This window comes from Burkholderia sp. WP9, from assembly GCF_900104795.1.
GTDB lineage: Bacteria > Pseudomonadota > Gammaproteobacteria > Burkholderiales > Burkholderiaceae > Paraburkholderia.
Map to the genome: position 1 here is coordinate 4,053,832 of NZ_FNTG01000001.1, position 21,525 is coordinate 4,075,356.

The 21,525-nt window shown below is 58.8% G+C and carries 15 protein-coding genes and 3 pseudogenes; 5 read left to right on the top strand and 13 right to left on the bottom strand.

Annotation, left to right across the window (positions count from 1 at the left end; genetic code table 11):
- Positions 1 to 808: 808 nt before the first annotated feature.
- Both BLW71_RS18155 and BLW71_RS18160 read right to left on the bottom strand, forming a co-directional pair.
- Positions 809 to 1,141 (bottom strand): annotated as a pseudogene (locus BLW71_RS18155) (transposase); the annotation flags it as partial.
- A gap of 419 nt (positions 1,142 to 1,560) precedes the next feature.
- Positions 1,561 to 2,700 (bottom strand): porin, encoded by a 1,140-nt coding sequence (locus tag BLW71_RS18160; protein WP_091798573.1) that lies wholly within the window; start codon positions 2,698 to 2,700, stop codon positions 1,561 to 1,563.
- Between the two features lie 465 nt (positions 2,701 to 3,165).
- Between BLW71_RS18160 and pstS the strand changes: the two genes are divergently transcribed.
- A complete protein-coding gene (pstS, locus tag BLW71_RS18165; RefSeq protein ID WP_091798576.1) occupies positions 3,166 to 4,191 on the top strand; it encodes a phosphate ABC transporter substrate-binding protein PstS in 1,026 nt (341 codons plus the stop codon).
- Positions 4,192 to 4,335: 144 nt separating this feature from the next.
- Here the strand turns inward: pstS and BLW71_RS18170 are convergent, their stop codons facing one another.
- Positions 4,336 to 4,602 (bottom strand): hypothetical protein, encoded by a 267-nt coding sequence (locus tag BLW71_RS18170; RefSeq protein ID WP_091798579.1) that lies wholly within the window; start codon positions 4,600 to 4,602, stop codon positions 4,336 to 4,338.
- 383 nt (positions 4,603 to 4,985) lie between these two features.
- A complete protein-coding gene (locus BLW71_RS18175) occupies positions 4,986 to 5,663 on the bottom strand; it encodes an OST-HTH/LOTUS domain-containing protein (RefSeq protein ID WP_091798583.1) in 678 nt (225 codons plus the stop codon).
- On the opposite strand from BLW71_RS18175, the pseudogene istA reads away from it, so the two are divergent.
- Together istA and istB are read left to right on the top strand one after the other, a co-directional pair.
- Positions 5,657 to 7,199: pseudogene (istA, locus tag BLW71_RS18180) on the top strand (IS21 family transposase). The gene BLW71_RS18175 and the pseudogene istA overlap by 7 nt on opposite strands.
- Positions 7,200 to 7,208: 9 nt before the next feature.
- Positions 7,209 to 7,967: an IS21-like element helper ATPase IstB gene (gene istB / locus BLW71_RS18185; RefSeq protein WP_091798587.1), complete on the top strand. Its 759-nt coding sequence runs from the start codon at positions 7,209 to 7,211 to the stop codon at positions 7,965 to 7,967.
- 94 nt (positions 7,968 to 8,061) lie between these two features.
- Here the strand turns inward: istB and BLW71_RS18190 are convergent.
- The 9 genes and pseudogenes from BLW71_RS18190 to BLW71_RS18230 all read right to left on the bottom strand — a co-directional run.
- A pseudogene (locus BLW71_RS18190) lies at positions 8,062 to 8,391 on the bottom strand (NYN domain-containing protein); the annotation flags it as partial.
- A gap of 394 nt (positions 8,392 to 8,785) precedes the next feature.
- Positions 8,786 to 10,279, bottom strand: a complete 1,494-nt coding sequence (locus BLW71_RS18195) for a M23 family metallopeptidase (RefSeq protein ID WP_091798590.1) — start codon at positions 10,277 to 10,279, stop codon at positions 8,786 to 8,788.
- Between the two features lie 551 nt (positions 10,280 to 10,830).
- Entirely contained in the window at positions 10,831 to 11,124 is a 294-nt protein-coding gene (locus BLW71_RS18200) for a hypothetical protein (RefSeq protein WP_091798593.1), read from the bottom strand.
- Positions 11,121 to 11,510 (bottom strand): hypothetical protein, encoded by a 390-nt coding sequence (locus BLW71_RS18205; protein ID WP_091798597.1) that lies wholly within the window; start codon positions 11,508 to 11,510, stop codon positions 11,121 to 11,123. Before BLW71_RS18205 ends, BLW71_RS18200 begins: the two co-directional genes overlap by 4 nt.
- 94 nt (positions 11,511 to 11,604) lie before the next feature.
- A complete protein-coding gene (locus BLW71_RS18210; protein ID WP_091798600.1) occupies positions 11,605 to 12,522 on the bottom strand; it encodes a hypothetical protein in 918 nt (305 codons plus the stop codon).
- Positions 12,519 to 13,436: a recombination directionality factor gene (locus BLW71_RS18215; protein ID WP_091798603.1), complete on the bottom strand. Its 918-nt coding sequence runs from the start codon at positions 13,434 to 13,436 to the stop codon at positions 12,519 to 12,521. Before BLW71_RS18215 ends, BLW71_RS18210 begins: the two co-directional genes overlap by 4 nt.
- An 89-nt stretch (positions 13,437 to 13,525) precedes the next feature.
- Entirely contained in the window at positions 13,526 to 14,521 is a 996-nt protein-coding gene (locus tag BLW71_RS18220) for a YqaJ viral recombinase family nuclease (RefSeq protein ID WP_091798607.1), read from the bottom strand.
- Between the two features lie 71 nt (positions 14,522 to 14,592).
- Positions 14,593 to 15,558, bottom strand: coding sequence for a DUF932 domain-containing protein (locus tag BLW71_RS18225; RefSeq protein WP_091798610.1), 966 nt, complete (start codon positions 15,556 to 15,558; stop codon positions 14,593 to 14,595).
- Positions 15,559 to 15,638: 80 nt separating this feature from the next.
- A complete protein-coding gene (locus BLW71_RS18230; RefSeq protein ID WP_218157123.1) occupies positions 15,639 to 16,127 on the bottom strand; it encodes a hypothetical protein in 489 nt (162 codons plus the stop codon).
- A gap of 892 nt (positions 16,128 to 17,019) precedes the next feature.
- Between BLW71_RS18230 and BLW71_RS18235 the strand changes: the two genes are divergently transcribed.
- Entirely contained in the window at positions 17,020 to 19,854 is a 2,835-nt protein-coding gene (locus BLW71_RS18235; protein ID WP_091798613.1) for an SNF2-related protein, read from the top strand.
- On the top strand, positions 19,851 to 21,521 hold the full coding sequence (locus BLW71_RS18240) for a site-specific DNA-methyltransferase (RefSeq protein ID WP_091798616.1): 1,671 nt from the start codon (positions 19,851 to 19,853) through the stop codon (positions 21,519 to 21,521). The genes BLW71_RS18235 and BLW71_RS18240 overlap by 4 nt, the downstream gene beginning before the upstream one ends.
- The last annotated feature ends 4 nt before the right edge of the window (positions 21,522 to 21,525 follow it).

Below are 21,525 nucleotides of genomic sequence, written 5' to 3' on the forward strand. Positions count from 1 at the left end.
CGTCTCCTCTCGGAAACGCGGCCCCCGAGGAACTGTACGTGCGAGTTTCCCCGCATACAGCTCGAGCACAGCATTAAACGTCATACTGACGCCGGTCATACCAGCCTTCATACGACCTTCGCAAACGTCACGTCGTTGATTCGCCTCATTGCTGCGGTGAGAGGCGCTGAACCGTAGCCCCACCGGTCACTCACAAGCTGCCCCTCGTTGAATCTAAAACGCTGGTCTGCGACAACTGCACCACGAGGAAGTCTGCACCCTTTCAGGTCGGGGCAAAGCTCGAACCCCTATGCGACCCATTACAGGCCGCCGTTCGCTTTCTCCGCGTTCTCTTACCCGCTCGACCAACAGCTTCCCTTGCGGGTTGCCTGCCAGATACCGCGATGAACTGCGACGCTGGCGGACAATCGGGCTTACTGTGTTCCGCATAAAGGACAAGAGCAGGTTAGGTTCGGCCTTTTCGCCGACAGTCGTTAGTCCGTGTGTCCCGACGTATGAGAGGGACAGCCGACTGTACGCCTTTTGGCTCAAGCCTGACAGCGCCTTTGGCTTGTTACTGATCACGACGTTTATCAGCAGTTCGCATTCGCTAACCATACTGCTCAACCTTGCACCCCATCCGCCGCGGCGCTAGCAGACAACAACATTCTCTCGCGAGATCGCCGTCGCTCAATGAGCGGGTTACGTTGTCCCAGTGGCTTCACACCGGATCGTTACCAATCCCGCATGCACCGGTAGGTTACGGCTGACGGAACAGCCGGTTTCCTCTCTGGCCAACAACGCCAGACGAAACAATCCCTTACGCGACATCACATCGCACCATGCGCTTCAGTGTGCCCGATATCTGCCGGGGAGACCATTTCCATTCGAGCAGGGTGAGCACGACCCGCCAGCAAACGCTTTGTAGGCAAAGCTTCGCGGGGCGGCGGCCCCCGCTACGGCGGGCGGCGCTGAGCGCTTCAGCCGGCACTGATGCGTAGCCAGCAGGAGAACTGTTTCGCGTTAGTTCACCGCTCACGGTGGACGGCGAGCGCCCGAGCATTCGGGCCATGGCCCGAATGCTCACATCCTGCAGTCGCAGGCTTGCGATGGCGAGGCGTTCTTCAGGTTGAAGCTGCTGATACGAAGTTTTGTCGGGCATTGCAACACCTTATACGAGACAGGTGTTGCACTTCGCTTTTGAGGCCGCCCTGCGATTCCGACACAATGTTTCTAACGCCTGCTTGCAGCAGATAGCTAGAAAAGGGGGCGACGCATTGTTTCCAGACGATTCTGCTGGTCGGCGGATGAAAAAAAGCCCGTCCGGCAGGACGGGCCAAAATACTACGCAGAGAAAGTCGCGTCGGCGCAAGTGATCGCGGACTCTCGTTTCCGCATTCACTGCGCCGTGACCGCCGTTTCGTCGGGATCCGCGACAAGAGTCCCGACACATCCGGATCCAACCTTTGAATCAGACAGCATCGGTCGCGTCCGGAAGAATTTGCCCCGGCGACTGCTTTGCCGGCGCGCACTGCTCTTGTGCCCTGACACAGGGCTAAACCACTTCTGCGTCAGGCTTCCTTAGAAGCGGGTCAAGATACCGACCGAACCCATCACCTGATTGGCCGTCGACGAAGCGCCGCCGGCGTTGTACATGACTGCGACGTTCTTGTTGCCGGTTGCGTGCTGATACATGGCTTCACCATACAGCTCCGTACGCTTGGACAGCGAATAACGCGCAATCGCGTTGACCTGATTCCACTTCGGATCGGCGCCATACGACGTTGTACCACTCAGGTGTGCGTCCGTGTATGCATACGAAACACCGAGCATCAGCGCCGGCGTGAGTGCGTACTTGCCGTTGAGTTCGTAGTTGTCGAAATGGGCACCACCATTTTTCAGGCCGAACGCGTTCGTATTCTGGTATTGGCTGTGCGTGTAGACAAAGCCGACCGTCGCAGGACCAAAGCCATAGCTCAGGCCCGCACCGGCCGTACGCTGCACATCCGACGTCAGGCCACCCTTGAACTCGGTCGGATCAGCGGCACCCGTGGTATTCGGATTCGAAGCGCCCGAACCGTTGATCTGCAGGTAGGCGGCTGCCACGTTCAACCCGCCGAACTTGTAGCTGGCGCCCGCGCTGTAGGCGCGATCGACTGCGAAGCCGGTCTGCGTGTTGCTGAACGCGTACATACCCCCAGCCTTGAAGCCGGCATAGTCGACGCTGGCGAACTTGACCGAGTTATTGAAGCGAACGCTATGTTGCAGGTTGTCGTTGTCATACGGGTGCGCAAAACCCGAATCACCAAACGTGCCTGCCGTGGCCGACAGCGGTGCGACGAAATCGACCATGGAGTCATACTGGCGGCCCAGCGTGACGGTGCCAAAGTCGTTGCTGCTCAGGCCAACGTACGCCTGACGGCCGAACATCCGGCCACCCTGACCGAGCGTGCCGTTATTGACGTTAAAACCATTTTCGAGCACGAAGATCGCCTTCAGACCACCACCGAGATCTTCCGAACCGCGCAGGCCGAACCGGCTGCCACTGATGTTGCCGCTCGCCAGGGCTACCCGGCCGCTCCCATGACCGTTACCCGTCGCAACGTTATTCGTATACGTGATGCCAGCGTCGACGAGACCGTACAGCGTGACCGAACTTTGTGCATGGGCAGCCGATGCGGCGAGCGCCGATACGGCGAGGGCAATGGTGATTTTTTTCATAATTTAACTCTGGCTTTTGTTCTACAAAGGTTAGAAACCGCGTGAGTATAGGAAACCGCGCCGTCAAACCAGCCCTTTCCGTCCGGTATAAAGCTATTGCGATAAATGAAACAATTTGTCACAAACTCGAAACAATCGAGGCGCAGCGCCGCCTGGCGGGATCCGTAGACACAAAACGATCGGGATCTGCCTGCAACACGAGTGGGATTGGCGCAACGCCAGCCGTTCCCTGGGGCGGCTCATCGCGTCGGAGATGGACTGGATGCGCGCCCGGTGGAGTTGAACGAACGGGGCGGCCGGAGGACATGCGCCATGGCGAGGTATGCCCCGCGTGTCTCCGGGTGCGATCGATGATTTTCGCTGCCTTTTTACTGATTCCTGGATGGAGCGGTCACAAAAAAGTCACATCCTGCACTTAAGGTGCAGACCTCCGTAGGGCATTCAAAACACGTAAGGAACCTGGATATGAAGCTCAAGCGACTCGCCGCTGCTCTGTGCGCAATTTGCGCCGCCACCGCGCATGCCGCCGATATCACCGGCGCAGGCAGCACCTTCGCAGCGCCGATCTACACGAAGTGGGCGGATGCCTATCAGAAGTCCGGCGGCGGCAAGGTCAATTATCAGGGTATTGGTTCGTCGGGCGGCGTGAAGCAGATTATCGCGAAGACGGTTGATTTCGCGGGCACGGACGCTCCGCTGAAGGACGAAGATCTCGCAAAGGAAGGTCTGTTCCAGTTCCCGACGGTCGTCGGTGGCGTGGTCCCCGTCATCAACGTGCCCGGCGTGAAGGCCGGTGAAGTGACACTGTCGGGCGAAGTTCTCGGCGACATCTACCTGGGCAAGATCAGGAAGTGGAACGACGCGGCAATCGTCGCGCTCAACCCGAAGGTCAAGCTGCCGGATACCGACATCGCGGTAGTGCGCCGCGCGGACGGTTCGGGCACCAGCTTCGTCTGGACGAACTATCTGTCCAAGGTCAATGCGGACTGGAAAACGAAGGTTGGTGAGGGTTCCACGGTCAACTGGCCGACGGGCACGGGCGGCAAGGGCAACGACGGCGTAGCAGCCTTCGTGCAGCGTCTGCCAGGCGCGATCGGCTATGTCGAATGGGCGTACGCGAAGCAAAACCACATGACCTATGTCGACATGAAAAATTCGACAGGTACGGTGGTCGAGCCGAAAACGGACACGTTCAAGGCCGCCGCTGCTGGCGCAGACTGGTCGAAGTCGTTCTACCAGATCCTGACGAACGAGCCGGGCAAGACCGCATGGCCGATCGTCGCCGCGACGTTCGTGCTGGTGCACACGACGCAGGACAAGCCGGAGCAGGGTAAGGAGACGCTGAAGTTCTTTGACTGGGCGTTCAGGAACGGCACCCAGGCAGCGAACGAACTTGATTACATCTCGCTGCCGGAATCGGTGGTGTCGGAAATCCGCGCGCAGTGGAAGACGAAGGTGAAGGACGCGTCGGGTAAGTCGGTGGCCGAATAAGTCACGGAACCATAAGGCGACGCTTTCGAGACGGGCCATCCGGGTCACGCGCGCCCGGATGCGTTCGGGCCGTGCGGTCGAATGCTGATATCGCTGCCTATCGATGCGCCAGTGCTTTTGGCATAGGCGGCGAGTCAGCCAATGTCAGAGATCGGCGGCCGATAGCGTTATCCGTTCGCCGGTGCGCGGAAATGCTTTTTGCTCGACGGCATGCAGGATCTTGCGCTTGCCAAGTTCGAAGCCAAGTATCAGTTGTTTGGGGGGCTCGTTAGCGGCGCCGAGCTGTTCGCAAACCGCGCTGGAAGGCAGCGCAAAGGCACAGTATCCCCAGCCAAAGCCGTAGGCCGAAAACCCTAGTGCTGAGTCGACGGAAAGGACTGGTGCCGTCAGTTTCGTGCCGAACTGATCCATTGATATCCTTTTTCTGACATGCGGCGCCGGTTTTTTATTCTCTCACGGCGCGCTGAAACCCGCCCCTCCCGCCTGCAAAACGCCGATCAAGACCGTCTAAGTCTAAGTCCATCGAGCGTGCCTGAAGCATAGTGAAGGCTGGCAATATTTGAACAGAGAATGGTGCGCTAGCGCACATTTGAGTCCACGCAAAGCCAACGCGGTAATCGGCGACGGGCGGTCGCTGTTATCAATCGGAAAATCCGAAAGTGACGTGTAGCCGCTTGAGCATGGCCGATACTCGAATGATGGCCGATGACCTGTCCCCGAGTGGCGTCCGAATGACCGCTCCACTCCGAAGTCTGTCAATCGGCAGGAATCGGCGCCGGATGCTCGGCGTGTTGTCAAGCTACCACATGGACCGATGGGGCCTCTCCCTCAGGACCGTTTTCCCGCGCCCCCGGGCGCATCAGGCTCACGGTGTAGTGGCCACCGTGTTCCCTTTTGAGAGCGAGAAGGTTATAGGCTTTCAACATGTCCAGTAAGCCGGAGTAGTCGTAGGCACCTGGAGAAAAGCCTGGGTCGGTTCGCTTAAGGTACTGGCCCAACGAACTCACATGGACTTGTCCGTCGGGCACGCTATTCGATAGCAGCGCGACGGCTTCCACGACGAACTTCGGCCGTGGCTTTATGGCGTGTGCCTTCGGAGGATCTGCCTTCAGTTCTCTTGAAGACTCGGTTGATTCACCGTCTGCCGATACTGTGGGTGGCGCCCATTCAAAAAACTGATCGCTCGAATTCCGCAATGCCTCAGGTGTTTTCGATTCACCGACGACAGAGACAACCGCTCCGCGTTCCCGGAGCTTGCGGCAGAGGTAGGCAAAGTCGGAATTGCGTATTTCACACCAAGCTGGACAAGGATTTCGCGGCAAGCTGGACAGGCTTTTCACACGAAGCTGGACACGGATTTCACGGCAAGCTGGACAGCGATTTCGCGCCAGGCTGGACAGTAAGGTCGTAAAGTAGCGACGCAGGTCAACCGTGGCACCCTTGACGATTTCGTCGGGGCGTCTACATGGCATTTCCAAAGTTGACCATGCGTAAAATTCGAGAAGCGCTGCGCCTACATTTCGAATGCGGCTTTAATCATCGGGAAGTCGGCCGGGCGTTGGGCACGTCGCCCACCACCGTTGGGCAATATGTCCGCCGTCTGGAACGGGCAGGCTTAAGCTACCCGCTGCCGCTAACGCTCAGCGATGATGAACTCGAGGCACGCCTGTTTCCGCCGCCGCCGCGTGTGGAAGGAGAACGTCCCGCACCGCACTGGCCGACCGTGAGGCGGGAGCTTGCCCGCAAAGGCGTGACGCTCGACCTGCTCTGGAACGAGTACAAGGCCGAGCACCCCGACGGTTACGCGTACACCTGGTTTTGCACACGATACAGCGAATGGGCGAATGCGCTTCCGCTAACCTTGCGGCAAACACACGCTCCGGGCGAGAAGTTGTTCGTCGACTACTCAGGCGACAAGGTTGCGATCATCAATGCGGATACGGGCGAAATCCGGGAGGCTGAGTTGTTCGTGGCCGTGCTGGGAGCCTCGAACTATACGTATGCGGAAGCGACCTGGACTCCATCAGCAGAGTTCTGACTGGATTGGCTCTCACATTCGAACATTCGAATTTATGGGCGGTTGTCCTGAGATCGTCACGCCCGACAACCTTAAATCGGGTGTGCACAAGCCGAGCTTTTACGATCCCATTATCAATCGAACATACGGAGAAATGGCCTCGCATTATTCTCTGGCTGTCATCCCGGCCCGAAGTAAAAAGCCCCGTGATAAAGCCAAGGTCGAGCAAGGCGTGCTCCTTGTCCAACGCTACATTCTCGCCCGACTTCGCAAGCACCGTTTCTTTAGCCTGGCCGAGGCAAACTCTGCGATCGCGTCACTCCTGGTCGACTTGAACAACAAATCCTTCAAGAAGCTGCCGGGATCGCGCCGCAGCACCTTCGATGAATTCGAACGCTCATCGCTGAAGGCGCTTCCATTGCTGCGCTATCAATATGCTGACTGGAAGGTGGCGCGCGTGGGACTCGACTACCACGTCGACATTGACGTTCACTATTACTCTGTACCGCATCGCTTCGCGCGTCAACAGGTCGACGTTCGATATACGAACGGGACAGTCGAGATCTTCCACCGAGGCACGCGTATCGCCGCCCACGCGCGAAGCACTCGACGTGGTCACCACACTACGGTTAATGCGCACATGCCGCCTCACCATCAAGAGGTCAGCGGATGGGGAGCACAGCGCCTGTACGACTGGGCCATGCGTATCGGCCCGCATACCGCCGCCGTGATCCAGCACTTGCTCGGCGGCCGACAGCATCCTCAACAAGCCTATCGCGCCTGCCTTGGCGTGCTTCGCCTCGGCAAAGACCATGGCAATGCGCGGCTGGAAGCCGCGTGCTGCCGCGCCATCGATCTGAAGGCGCCAAGCTACCGTTTCATTAGCTCGACGCTGAAGAACGGTCTGGACCAGTCGCCTCAGACAGAAACGGATCAGGCCAGCTTACCGCTCACACATCCCAATGTGCGCGGCCCCGACTACTACCATTGAAGAGGACGCATGCTCAACCATCCAACGATCGACAAGCTTCACGCGCTGAGGCTGAACGGCATGGCAGCCGCCTTGGCGCAACAGCAGAATAACCCCGATATCGAAGCGCTGGGTTTCGAAGAGCGCTTGGGCTTGCTTGTGGAGCGCGAAGCAAGCGAGCGCGAATCTAGGCAAACCTCATCGCGCCTTCGGCGTGCCAAGCTGAAGTTCTCCGATGCCGTGGCCGAAGACATCGACTACCGCACCCCGCGCGGGCTCGATCGCGCACTCATGGGCCGCTTGCTGACCGGCGAATGGATTCGGGAGAAGCACAACACGCTGATTATCGGCGCGACCGGCCTCGGTAAGACCTGGCTCGGATGCGCGCTTGCCAATCAGGCATGCCGCTTAGGCTACACGGTGGCCTATCTCAAGATGCCGCGACTCACAGAGGAACTCGCTATTGCGCACGGCAGCGGCCGATACGCGCGAGCGCTCGCGCAGTGGGCCAAAACGGACGTACTGTTGATGGATGACTTCGCGATGGCACCAATGCCTGACAGCGCCCGGCGCGACCTGCTCGAAATACTTGATGACCGCCACGGTCGCCGTTCAACCATCGCGACGAGTCAAATTCCTGTCGAAAACTGGCATGGCGCGCTTGGTGATCCGACACTTGCCGACGCCATTCTCGACCGGCTTGTTCACAACACGTATCGGATCAACATGAAGGGCGAATCGATGCGAAAACTAAAAATTAGTTTGACCGAAAACCTGCAGGCAGAGTAAAAACAGAAAACCCCTGCGTCGCTGCGCTCCGACTGTCCAGCTTCGCGCGAAACACCTGTCCGCCTTCACGCGAAACGCGTGTCCAGCTTCCCCGAAATACGCAGTCGGAATCGCTGGTCACCAGGCAAAACTTGTCTGCACGATCGTCGAACATGGCTTCGAGGGCGTCGAGCGCGAGGGCGATGTCAGCGGTGTTTTTGCCAGACGCGTACTGGAATTGCAGACAGGGAGTGAATGCCTGCCGAACCAGCGCCTCCTGCCAAGTCTTGGTGAGCGTGCTGTGATTGCCATAGCCACGACGAAGGACCACTCGTCCGAACTGGGCAACCACCCTCAAGGCGTAATCCAAAATCTCTGGCCGGGTATTGTCGCAATCCACAAGCACCGCGACGCGAGATTCAACAGGAGGTAATGACGCGCCCATCAATTGACCTTGTCAAATTACAGTGTGTAAAAATGATAGCGGTAAACTGGGGGCGCTTACGATAATTTGATGAACCGATTGCTCCCCCCGTGTTCTGGCACCCGCCTCCATCGACACACGATGCTTCGAGCTCCCTGGGCCCGATCCGGACGAACGCATCGACATTCACGCGTCGCTTCAGCTTCAATAGCTGCCCTTTGCGCGCGAACGGAGCGAATGGACGCTTCGGGTCGGGTTGAGCCAGTCGCAGTCTGATGGGACTGCGGCCGGCCGAGTCCGGCCATGTACGGCCATTGGCCTGTGTTTTGGATTTGGACGTTCGAACGTCGGCTCCGCGCAGGAAACGGCCCTCCACCGGCGGCGCATTGTCTTCCAGCCCCTCGGAGCCCGAGGCTCACTTAACGTCTTGACGTCTCAAGAAGGGACGTTTCTGAGCGATGTTTGGATTCGAAGGTCCCGGCTGAGGCACAACTATCGTGTAGGTCACAGTCTGACCTTGGGTCAGATCGGCGGATACCTGAGATAGCCCGTTCTGAAACGTCAGTCCATCGCTTAGCGTGATTCCGAGCGTTCCATCATTATCCGGCGCAGTAACTGCAGTAACCGTAAGCGAATGGTTGCCCGGGTTCAGGCTGCTTACCGCAAAGTTGTTGCTTGCACCGATTGTGGTCGTTCCCAGAGTCAGCGAGTCCAACACCACTAGAAACGCGTCGTCTGCAGCACTGCCGTTATCGCCGACTTGAATACTCCCCGAGACCTTTCCTATACACGTCGTGGGGTCAATCTGCTGATGTGTTCCGAAGTTTTTGCCATTGGGCACGTATTCGAAATGGAGATGGGGGCCCGTCAGATCCTTTCCAGTCGTATCTGCCGCGGCAATGAGGTCCCCCTTTTTTACCAAAGTGCCCACTTGAACGAGTGTGCTGTCATCCTTGAGATGCGCGTATCGGACGATCGCACCGTAATTGGTTGGGTCACCGGACGACGCGATCTTGATTTCGATCACGTTTCCGTAAGACGGGCTTTTCCGGACGCTTGACACAAGCCCGTCTGCCACAGCTATCACTGAATCGCCGTCTGCGGCGCGGAAATCTGTGCCCTCGTGCGGTCGCGGCTGCCCTGTCACTGGCTGCGGCCTTACAGGAGCGAAATTGCTGGTGATTTCTAGCGGCCGGATGAGGGGAGGCCCGATCGCGATAGGGCAATCCGGCTGGGCCGTACCTTGCGCCTTGACACTTTGCTGAGCGTTCGTGGTATTCAACGGTTCGCGAGATGTAGCCGGCACCGAAGCCAACGTCACGACCAGTTCATAGTTTCCGTCTTGGCGGCGCTGATTCGAAAAAACGGCGGGCGGAAGAGTCACTGTTACGGTACCTTTCGTAGCGTCGAAAGTAGACGGCACCAAAGTGAAGACGTCTAAATTCTCGTTGTCCGCGCCTGCTTGGGGCACTTGGACGAAGACCTCCACTACTTCGTTTGATTGCACCTTCGACAAAAAGTCAGAGGGCACAGTTATCGTGACCTCAACACCATCGGCCGGAACCGAGGCGCCTGTGTTCAGCCTGATCTCATAGGGGATGCGCTGCGACACGCCGAATACACTGGCGGAATCTGTGAACGTGTCGGCGGTGCTCTGTTCCGATGTTTTCGCGAGCGTCACTGATTGGTTGTTGTTGAAGCTTCCGTTGGGAAAAGTTATCGTCGCTACGCGTGGGAGCGTGACCGAGCCTCCACTTGCTGGGATCGTCGCTTGCGCAGTATCTGTCGAAGTGGGCGTTGAATTCCCCGGCGGCGGCGACGTTGTTGATCCAGTGTTTGAATTATCTATTCCACCTCCGCAGGCTGCGAAGAGCAACGAAACTGCAAACACGAGGTAGTTTCGGTTCATATGGACTCCACTCCCTTCCGGAGACGTCTTTGCAAACCGCTTGTAGTTTGTGCCCGATTACAGCGTTGAAAAACAGATGTGTTGAAGGCTAGATGACATAGCAACGAAAGCAAAGCGCAGGTTTTGAGACGTATGTACGGTACCGCACGAAGCCGGCATAAACTACCGATAGTGCGAACTCGTCCCAAGCTCTATCGGAAATCATCTGCCGCGATCTCCGCAGATTCACACAGCGGAATGCGTTGGCGCGCATATTTCAAACTGCCGTTCTGGTCGCCGTCGAGCGGTAGATTGTGAAAACGCGCACATGGCACCCACTTGCAGCTAGCGAATGCAATCAGTGAATGGCCGTTATGTTTCCGGTAAGAGACAGTTTGATGTGATGTCGTCGAGCGGCCGCTCGGGATCGGTTAGCGACGCTCGAAGCGAGCATCGATCCGAAAAAAAATATGTCGCCCGGATCTGACCAGACGCACCGATCGGTGCGCCTGGCCTTGATCGCGGAGCGAAGGGGCTGGACCAGACGCTGCCCAGCGAGGCAGCAATCCCCGTCAATAGTCGTCGGGAAGCAGAGTCGTCGTTGCCGAGCCGTCGGCTTCGGTGATCACCCAGATTTTTTCGCCGCCAGGCAGGTCGTAGCTCGAGAGCAGCCGCCGGCCGGTCACCAAGGCCAGTTCGTTCGCCGCGAGATCCTCGACCGACAGTTCACCCCAGTCGCAGTTCGCGTGCCGGGCTAGCAGCAGGACACCCGGGATACCTGCCGCATCGAGCGCAGTCTGAGCCGCAGGTGTGATGACGGGCCGGCCTATCGGAAAGCGCCGCCTGCTTCCCGTGCCGATACTCATGTGCGGCGGCCCTCCTGTACGTAGTCGATGACGGACCATGCCGGCTGCCGTGCGCGCTTCGGCGTGCCAGCCTGGTGTTGCTCACGTCCGAACATGACCTGTCCGAGCAGTTCGATGGTGGTTTGTGAGCGATCCCACTCGGTTACGACGATGATCCGTGCGCCATCCGGCAGGGGGTAGATCGACAGCAGACGCAAGCCGGCAGCAATCGATAGATCGTTTTGACGCGCGTCGTCATCCGACACGCAGCCCCAGTCGCCAGCGATATGACGGAGCATGACGCTGATGACCGGTATCTTGTTGGTTCGCAGCGTTTCCAGTGCGTCCGGTGTGACCAGCAACTTTCCTGGATGGAACAACGGTTTCAGGCGGGTACTTGAGTGCATCTTGTTCTCCGACGTATAGACGAGCGTCGGCCTCCGGCGAACCGGATGCGTCACTCGTGATTTGAAGGAAGTGTCGAGCGCAGAACGCGCCCGGTTACGACAGTTGGATGACCTGCTTGCGCAGTGCGGCGGCTTTCGCCTGGGAGCAGCCGAGGTGCTGACGGATGCTGACGACAGTGGGTTTCACGATCCCTGCCTCGATGTCACGCTTCAGCTTCGTGACTTCGCTTTCCGTTTCTGGAGCGTAGGTCGGCGCAGGTGTCGTGACGAGCGGTGTTGCAGTGACGGGCGGAGCTGCTTTTCGACGATCCGCGATTCGGGGCTTGCGCTCCGTCGGCATCAAGGCAAGCCACCACAACAGGCACGCCACGCATTCCAGCACGGTAGCGAACATTAGCCCGGCGAGCAGATCGAGCTTGGCTTGCGTCGAGCCGATGACGGCAACGAGCCGGCTCGTGACGGGATCGTCACGTGCCGAGTCACGGTGCGCGACGTTACTGTCCTCGATGGCCTGATACCGCCGCACCTGAGCCGCTTCGGCTTCGAGCGCATCGAGCCTGGCTGTCAGAGATGTGCGACGGATTTGCAGCGTTGCGCAGTTGCCGACACATCGGCGGGCCTTGGCCGTCGCCAGAGACGCCACAACTTCTGCCCGCTCCCTCATGACGACCGGCAGAGCGCGGTGCACCGGGACGGAAACAACCGGGAGCGACGCTTGCCGGACAGCCCCCGCGTGTTGCTGCGCGAACAGGATGAACACGCCATGTCCGTAGGCAGTAGCGGCCATGCAGGCCAGCCACAGCAGTCCGCTGACAGGCCGGATCGCGGACGGAACCGAACGGCATTGGGCTGGCAACAGGTGCGCGCCAGCGACCAGCACGACACCTGTTGCGATCCACACCAGCCGTTCCGACAACCACCCGCCGCGTTGCCAGCCGGCTAGCACCGACATGCATATCGACGTTCCCGTTGCCGCAATCGCCAGAAGCAGGACGGGGCGGAGCTTCGTCATGCCGCTTCCCCACCGAGTAACGCGGCACACTGAGCCAGACGGTCTTTCAGACTGGGCGTGACTTCGGGGTTGGTTTCGCCGTGACCGCTGCCGTGACTTCCACCGTCACCCGACTCAGCCGGGAAGAACTCGTCCACGACCGCCGCGGCATCTTCGTCACTGTCTTCGAACGCACCGTTGGCGAACCCGGCACGCGCCGCGGCATCGAGCGCCATCTGGTCGAAGCCGGCTGCCCGACGACGCGCATCCAGCTCACGCGCCTGCACGATGGCTTCTTCGAGCGAACCGCCGGACCGCACGCCGATATCGACGTAGTAGATAGCTGATCGGTAGCTCTGCGTGGTGCTTTTACCGCGCAGCTTCAGTTCGAGCGGCAGGCAGGAGAGGAGGTTGCCAGATACTGCACTGAAATAGTGCAGCCTAGCGGCGAGCGTCCGGATCGAGTTATACGAAGTCGTGCGGAAGATGAACGAGCCCATCTCGTCTTCGTCGCCGATCAAGACATTCAACCGCCCGTAGGGCTTGCAGGCACCACCCTGACCAAAGGTGCAGCCATCGGGCGACGGGCACGGCAGTTCTTCGATACCGGCGTTACCCACACGGCGGCAAGTCGCGCCGTTGCCGACACAGACGGGGCGTCCATTGTTGCGGTCGAAGCACGAATACTCGGCGCGGAGATTCAAATCCGGATCATTGAACAGGAAGCGGACCGGAATCGAGCGCAGCTTGCCAGGGGTCAGCTTGCGCAGTTCCTCGTTGAGTGGATGGAGCAGCCAGCCGTCGCGGTTCTGCACCTGCGTGGTGATGGTGAATTGATCGTCTTTTTCGGGCAGACGCTTCCCGTTCTTCTCGACCACGCGGCCGATCGAAATCCGTCCGACGACGGGCGGGGTAATGCTCAGGCCTTTCAGCATGACGCTTCTCCTGTAGATGTAAACAGAGGGAGTAAATCGAAGGAAGGGAACTGCAACGGGAACCGCACGGGCGACCGGAAACACGGCAGTCAGGTCGAGACGAGAAACCGGCGAGAACCCGGTTTCGTGATGGCGTACTGCGAGGCAAGATGGGGGCGATCGGCAAGCAGTCGTTTCAGATCGACGCCAGCGCTGTCCTTGCTGCGCTTGAACGAAACCTCGCCGGTCTCGAACATCGCCCGGTCAGCCTCACCCATTGCCTGTTGAATCGACTGCTTCAGCTCGGCCTCGACCTGCTGGCGAGCATCGAGCTCCGCTCGTACCGCCACCAGATCGGCAAATGCTGCTGACAGGGCTCGGTCGCCGGTGAAATCGACCGTGCCGCCCGCCCCCGGATACAAACAGCGCAGCGCACAATCCGCCGAATCTGATCCATCCGCCGGGGGCGGCGTATCGGTTTCCACGAAACGCCAGAACGCGGCCTCGAGTTCGATCAGACGGGCAATGAGCCCGTCGTCGCGCTCGACGTGATGCACCTCCAATCGCTGCCCGCAAAGCAACACCGCCACATCGGCAGCCTGCTTTCCTGTCACGGCCAGTTGATGCTGCACCTGAAGCTGAACGTATTCCGGTACGCCACCGCGCCAAAGGCGCGCACCAAATTCGCCCGCCGTCTTGCATTCGAGCAGATGGACATCGCGATTGCCCACGACCTCGCGATCGACGTTTGCGAGCATGAACGGGATCGTCGGGTGCTGGAGCACGGCATTGACCCGCCGAACCTTGTTGCCGGTCTGCTTCGTGTACGACGCCGCAACGATCGGCTCCAGCAGGGTGCCCCAGTACACGGGCTCTGCCGTATCGTTCGGATCAGGGCGAGGCAAAGTCGTATCGCGCCCGGTTTTGCTCAGCCACAGTTCGAGCGGGCTCATGTACGGATTCAGGCCCACGGCAGCGGCCGCATCCGAGCCGCCGATCCCGGATTTCCGTACCTCCAGCCAGTCCTCGCGAGATAGATCCTTCGTCTCCACGAGGCGCAGGGCAGGGCGATTCTGGCCGCGTCCGGCCGGTTCAGGTAGTGACATGGCAACCTCCACAAAAGACGACGCCCGGCGGGAGATCCCGGCCGGGCGTCTATGTCGTCACGAACATGGATTCAGGCAACGAGCTTCATTGCTTCGTCCCACGCTTTTTGCTTGAGCGCGGCGCCCGCACCGAACCACGCGGCATCGCGCCGGTGATCGTCGCTGCGTGCGCGACGATGGTGATCGACGAATTCGGTGATCGAATTGACGACTCCCCACGCGGTGCTGGCCGCCGAGGGCAACGTAGCCCCCTTGCCGCGACCGGCGTACAGGGCTTGAACCGCTTTGACGGCACGGTCGTTGGTTGCGATCTCGGTGTCGGCCCCGCTTGTCGGATAGGTGAGCACGCGGCGTAGGAACGTTTCGACGGCAGCATCGTTCACCTTGCAGTCAGCCAGCGCCTTCATGCGAGCGATGAACCCGTCCCACGAGGAAATCGCGATGCCGAGCTGGCGTTTGACGGCTTGCGCATCGAACTGGCTGCGGTGGGGCACCTTGACGGCACCGGCGCTTTCGCCGAGTGCAATTTGCAAGGTGTTATTGCAGACCACGCGTACCGACGTGAATTGCGCGGTGGTCGCGAGCGTGCCATCGCAGGCGGTTGCCAGCAGCAGGTAGCCGTTTACCTCGTCGCGACCCTTGAGCGAGACGGAGTGGCCCGTGCGAGCGAGTGCCCAGAGCTTCTTGCCATCTTTCAGGACGCCGGCGGTCTCCAGCTCGAAGCCGCCGACCTCGGTCAGGTCGCGATAAAATTCCAGAATCTCGCGGGGCTGGACGACCTGATATCGCGCCGACACGACACTCAGGGGCAGCTTGCTATCGCTCCGGTACAGCACCTTCTGTTCGGGAAAGCAGTGGATAGAGCCGAGATTGGCGCCAGCACTGCCGGACACGAATCGCACGTCGGCCGATTCGATGGTCCAGTTCATTCCGGCTTCGCGTGCCCACACTTCGATTGGCTGTTTCGGGGAAAGCTGATTGCCGAGGCCGTGCCATGGTTGCTGGCCTGTATACGCCATTGAGTGGATGAGGTGCATAAAACTCCTATAAGCGGCATAGAGCCCGGCGCAGGGCCGGGCAAACGATAAAAGGGTAGGGATGAGAAAGTGACGGGCGCTCAGTCGGCCTGCACGGAGAAGGCGTGCCCGCAGTCGCGGCAACGCCAGTTCGCGAGCACGGTATGGTCAATGCGCTCACCGAGCGCTGCACCGGCTGCGCAGCCTGCAGCGGCACCGGCCAGGCCAGCGAGGATGGCCCCGGCAATCGCGCCGCACAGCACGCCGACCGGCCCGCCGAGGGTGCCTGCAGCGGCACCGAGTTCCGCGCCGGACAGCGCAGCAGCTATCGCGCTGGTGCCGCCCGCCGCTGCGCCGAGCGCGCCTCCGATACGGCGTGCAAGGTGGCGTGGCGCAGTCCGGACCGAGTTGCACGCGGGGCAGGCGTAGATTGCGTTGCCCGTATTGGGGCAGTAGGGTGGGATGGCGTGTTCGGACGGGCGGGACGGCTCCTGCTCAAACCCGTGGCTATGTGGACGCGTCGGCCCATGCTGCCACGTATCGTCGTCGTCCTCGTCGAATGGTGGACAGGGTGGGTAATGATCAGACATGGCGGCGTGCCGCTTACTGCCGGACGTGGTTGACGTAGCAGCCGACGCAGAGCGTTGAAATTGCGCCGAGCGCGAAGCAGATCGCGAATGAGATCAGAAAAGAGAAGGGAGAGACTTGAAACATCACCGGACTCCAGGGGCAAGTTTGCCGGTGCGGGATTGCACGGGCCGAGCGCCACGCTGTTGCAGTGCTCAAGGCCGTGATATGTGATTTCAAAAATCTAGAATCGAAGCGGCTTGGCAGCCGCCGATTACCAGCCCTTCCTCGCTCCCGTCGAACTGGAATGCCTCGCCCATGTCGACGTGCAACGGCGTGACACTGTGTTCGGCGCCGTCTCGCCTGCACGCTGCCGCCACGCGCGGATGAAGTCGGCCACCCGGGAATAGTAACTGTCATAACCAAGCCGCCTGGATCTGCTGGAAGAACATCTGCCCCGTACGCCGCTCCTGCTTCGGGCGCCGGGCATCGACGGCCAGTGCCTGCGTCGCATCTCGTGAAACGGGGGCAGCTGCCTCGGCGTCGCCTTGCGCTGGTACTTCAGCTCGTCCTGCACGTCAGCAGGTATTTCTGAATCGTGTTGCGCGAGAGGCTAGTGAGGCGCGACATCTCGCGTACCGGATGGCCTGAGCGGCTTTGATAGGTCCGGAGAGCAAATGCGACAGGACCGGGAGCGGCGAAAGGGATTCGCCAGCATTTCCCTTAGAATATGCCAGTCGGCATGAAGCAACGTCTAAAGTTCCCGGAGCCGAAGCAAATCAGGCGCCAGAGAGGCTAGGTCTCCCCCAGTGTGTCCCATCGTTAGCGAGATCGAGCCGTTATAAGGGTTGGCTGCAATTTTGCAGCATAGGAAAAAGGGAGAATGCTGGTGTTTCAGGAAGGCTTTGGCGGACAATGACTACATCCCACAAATTCACGAAGCATCAAAGCAGCTTTTTTGCGCACCGTATTACGCTCGAAGGTATAGGGGACGACGCGCTCGCGCAATCCCTCTCAACTGCACGCGTCGACATGAATCCGCATCAGGTCGATGCTGCCCTGTTCGCGCTCGCATCTCCATTGTCCAAAGGGGTCGTCCTGGCCGACGAAGTCGGTCTCGGGAAAACCATCGAGGCGAGTCTTGTTATTGCGCAAAGATGGGCCGAGCGCAAACGCAAAATACTTCTAATTGTCCCGGCATCGTTGCGGAAGCAATGGAGTCAGGAGCTGATCGAGAAATTCTCGCTGCCTTCGACGATCATCGAGAGCAGGAGCTACAACTTGGCTAAAAGGAACGGGAACCCCCGCCCTTTCAATGTTGCCGACAGCATCCTCGTCACCTCCTATGAGTTTGCCGCCACGAAAGCGGAAGATGTCCAGCGGGAATCGTGGGACCTCGTCGTCTATGACGAAGCGCATCGGCTTCGGAACGTCTACAAGCAGGGAACTGGCTTGCGTGCCAAGCGACTGCGTGACGCGACCGCCGATTGTTTCAAGATCCTACTTACAGCCACGCCGCTGCAGAACTCCCTGATGGAGCTCTACGGCCTCGTCTCCGTGATCGATGAGCATTTCTTTGGCGATGAAAAAAGCTTCCGTGCCGCGTATGTCGGCGCTTCGTCTACGAGGAATTCATTCCTGTTCCTGCGGAAGCGCCTCGAGGCCGTCTGCAAACGGACGCTGCGTCGGCAGGTGCAGCAGGCCGGTCTCATCAAATACACGGCACGCAGTCCGCTGACCTTGTCTTTCGAGCCGTCTGACGATGAAGCAGAGCTGTATGCTGGCGTATCGGCTTATCTGCAACGGCCTGGTACCGTCGGTTTCGGCGACAGGCCGAACGCGCTTGTCACCCTAGTCGTACGCAAGATCCTCGGATCTTCGACGTTTGCGGTTTCCGAGACCCTGGCCAAGATCATCGAGCGGCTTCGTGACAAGCAGCGGCCAACGATTGAGAACTTTGTCGATTACGACACGATCGACGAAACGGCGGAAGAATTCGAGGACGACGGAGTTGAGGAAGACGATATCGACCCTGTCAAGCTCGCGGCCGAGATCGCCGAACTCGAGGGATACCGTGCCCTGGCCCTGGCCATCGGGGAGAACGCGAAGGGCGGCAAGCTTGTCAGTGCCCTTCCCGGAGCATTCGATACGATCGAGTCGAAGGGCGGCCAGCGGAAAGCGGTGATTTTCACCGAATCTGTCCGGACGCAGCGCTATCTAGCTGATCTGCTCACGGCCAACGGCTATGGCGAGGAGATCGTTCTTCTCAACGGCCAGAACAACGATGCCTCCAGCGGGGCGCTTTACCGCGACTGGTTGGCCCGTCATAAAGACTCGGACGCTATTTCGGGGGCGAAGAGCGCCGACATGAAGGCCGCGATTGTTGAGGCATTTCGTGACCACAAATCTATCCTGATCGCGACGGAATCTGGAGCGGAAGGCATCAACCTGCAATTTTGCTCTCTGCTCTTCAACTTCGATCTGCCCTGGAACCCGCAGCGTGTCGAGCAGCGCATCGGTCGCTGCCACCGTTATGGCCAGAAGATCGACGTGACCGTGGTCAACTTCCTCAACCTGAAGAACAAGGCCGAACAGCGCGTCTTCGAACTGCTCGACCAAAAATTCAGGCTGTTCGACGGGGTGTTCGGAGCCAGCGACGAAGTCTTGGGCGCGATCGAGCGTGGCGTCGATATCGAGAAACGCATTCTTGAGATCGTTCAGGCCGCCCGCAATGAAGACGAGATCAACACCGCATTCGACCAGTTGCAAACCGACTTACAGGCGCAGATCAGCGAGCAAGTCCTTGACGCGCGCAAGCGCCTGCTGGAGAACGTTGACGAAAAGGTCATCCGGCAACTGAAATCCCGGGATGAAGAGATACGCAAGCATCTCTCCGACTTCGATCGAGACCTTCTTCGCATCGCCCGGGCTGAGTTGCCGGAGGCGGAATTCCATGCGGATGATGAGCGCCGCTTTGATTATCAAGGCCACACGTACACGACCGAATGGCCGCTCGCCGACGAACGGTGCTGGCAGTTCTTCCGCCTGACGGAGGGAACGCTGGCCCAAAAGGTGATTGCTGACGCCAAGGGCCGCCAGTTCGACGGCACGAACCACCTCCGATTTGATCTGTCGGCCTACCCAGGCCGGCTCGCGGACGTGGAACCATTACGAGGATCGAAAGGCTGGCTACGTGTGGCTAAGCTGCGCGTCAACACCGCCGCCCTCGTGCGCGATTATCTCGTTCTGTCGACCACGGCGGATGAGGGGGATGCACCACATCCGGAAACGATGGAGCGCCTCCTGTCGGTTCCCGCGCATGACGCCGGCCCGGCGACCGCCGCGCCGATGACCGATCTGGACACCATCGAAAACGCTCGCCGGGCTGATCTTCTCGCACTGGCCGAAGCGGAAAACGACGCATGGCTTGAAGAGGAAAGCGAAAAACTGGACGCCTATGCTGATGACCTGGAAAGGGCCTTTGAAGCAGAGGTCAAGGCCATCGATATCGAAATCAAAGCCGCCAAGAAGGCCCTTCGGGGCTCAAACCTGGCAATGAGCGAAAAACTCGCAGAAAAGCGCCGTATCAGCGCGCAGGAAGCAAAACGGGACAAGATGAAAGCAGCATTTTTTGATCGAAAGGCAGAGATCCGCGCCGAAGTGGAATCGATGCTCGATAGAATTCAGGAAAACCTGAAGCTCTCCCCTGAATTGACGCCGTTGTTCACGGTGCGGTGGGAGGTCGCATGAAAAAGCAGCGCCTCGAACTAACATGGATTGGCAAGGATAATCGGCAGCATCTCGAGCCGCGCATTCTTCTTGAAGATCCGACTAAGTCATATCACGCCAATGGTCGGGTCGCCGAGAGCGATTTATTCGATAATCGGTTGATTTTCGGTGACAATCTACTAGCCCTAAAGGCTCTCGAATCAGAGTTTGCGGGTAAATTAAAATGTGTATTCATCGATCCGCCTTACAACACGGGCAGTGCATTTGCACACTACGATGATGGCATCGAGCATTCTCTTTGGTTGTCACTCATGCGCGACCGGCTTGAAGCCATTTTTCGGCTACTGTCTGAGGATGGTTCGCTGTGGATCACAATCGACGATAACGAAGCACATTACCTGAAAGTATTGTGCGATGAGGTTTTTGGTAGGGCCAACTTCGTTTCCAATCTCGCCTGGCACAAAAGAATTTCGCCCGCGAACGATGCGAAATATTTTAGCGGCGATTTCGACCATATTTTGGTCTACGCGAAGAACAAAGAAATTTGGCGACCCAATCGCCTCGCCAAGAACGACGCACAGCTGGCAAATTACAGGAACCCGGATAACGATCCGCGTGGCGTATGGAACTCGTCCGCTTACACCTGCGCAAAATCGGCCGAAGAAAGACCCAACTTGTATTACGCAATTAAGCAGCCCCACACGGGTAAAGACATATGGCCAAGCCGTACTAGAGTCTGGGCTTTTAACGAAGAAAGCCATTTAAAAAACGTTGCTGCAGGTCTCGTTTATTGGGGTAAAGACGGACAGGGCACGATGCCGCGCATCAAGAAGTTCCTAACTCAAACCAAACCCGTAGTACCTCGGAGTATCTGGGGATACGAAGAAGCAGGTCATAATCAAGAGTCGAAACTTGAAGTGGAAAAATTATTTCCGGGGAACCCGTTTTCGACACCGAAGCCAGAAAAGCTTATCAAGCGAGTCATCGAAATTGCAACAAACCCTGGCGATATTGTCCTTGACTCATTCGCGGGGTCCGGTACGACGGGCGCTGTCGCGCACAAAATGGGTCGCCGCTGGATTATGGTTGAATTAGGAGAGCATTGTCAGACCCATATCATTCCCAGGCTAACGAAAGTAATCGATGGCGATGACGATGGTGGCATAACGGAATCCGTCGACTGGAAAGGGGGCGGCGGTTTCAGGTATTTTAGACTCGCTCCTTCGCTGCTCGAAAAAGACAAATGGGGCAACTGGGTCATCCAGTCCGACTACAACCCGGCCATGCTCGCAGAGGCAGTCTGCAAGCTCATGGGCTTTACCTATGCGCCGAGCGAGCAGTTCTACTGGATGCATGGCTATTCGTCCGAGCGGGACTTCATCTATGTGACCACACAGAGCCTGACGCGCGACCAATTGCGCGCCATCTCCGAAGAAGTCGGCGACGACCGTAGCCTGCTGGTCTGCTGCAAGGCATTCAATGCAAAGCCCGATGCATTCTTGAATTTGACCATCAAGAAAATCCCGCTCGCGGTTCTGCGCAAGTGTGAATGGGACAGGGATGATTACAGCCTGACCGTCCAGAATCTGCCGGAAGCAAAGGCAGAGCCGATCGAGGCACAATCTGCACCTTCGCCGAAGCGACGGGCCGTGAAACCCCAGGCAGACCTGTTTGCGGAAAAGGAATAATTAC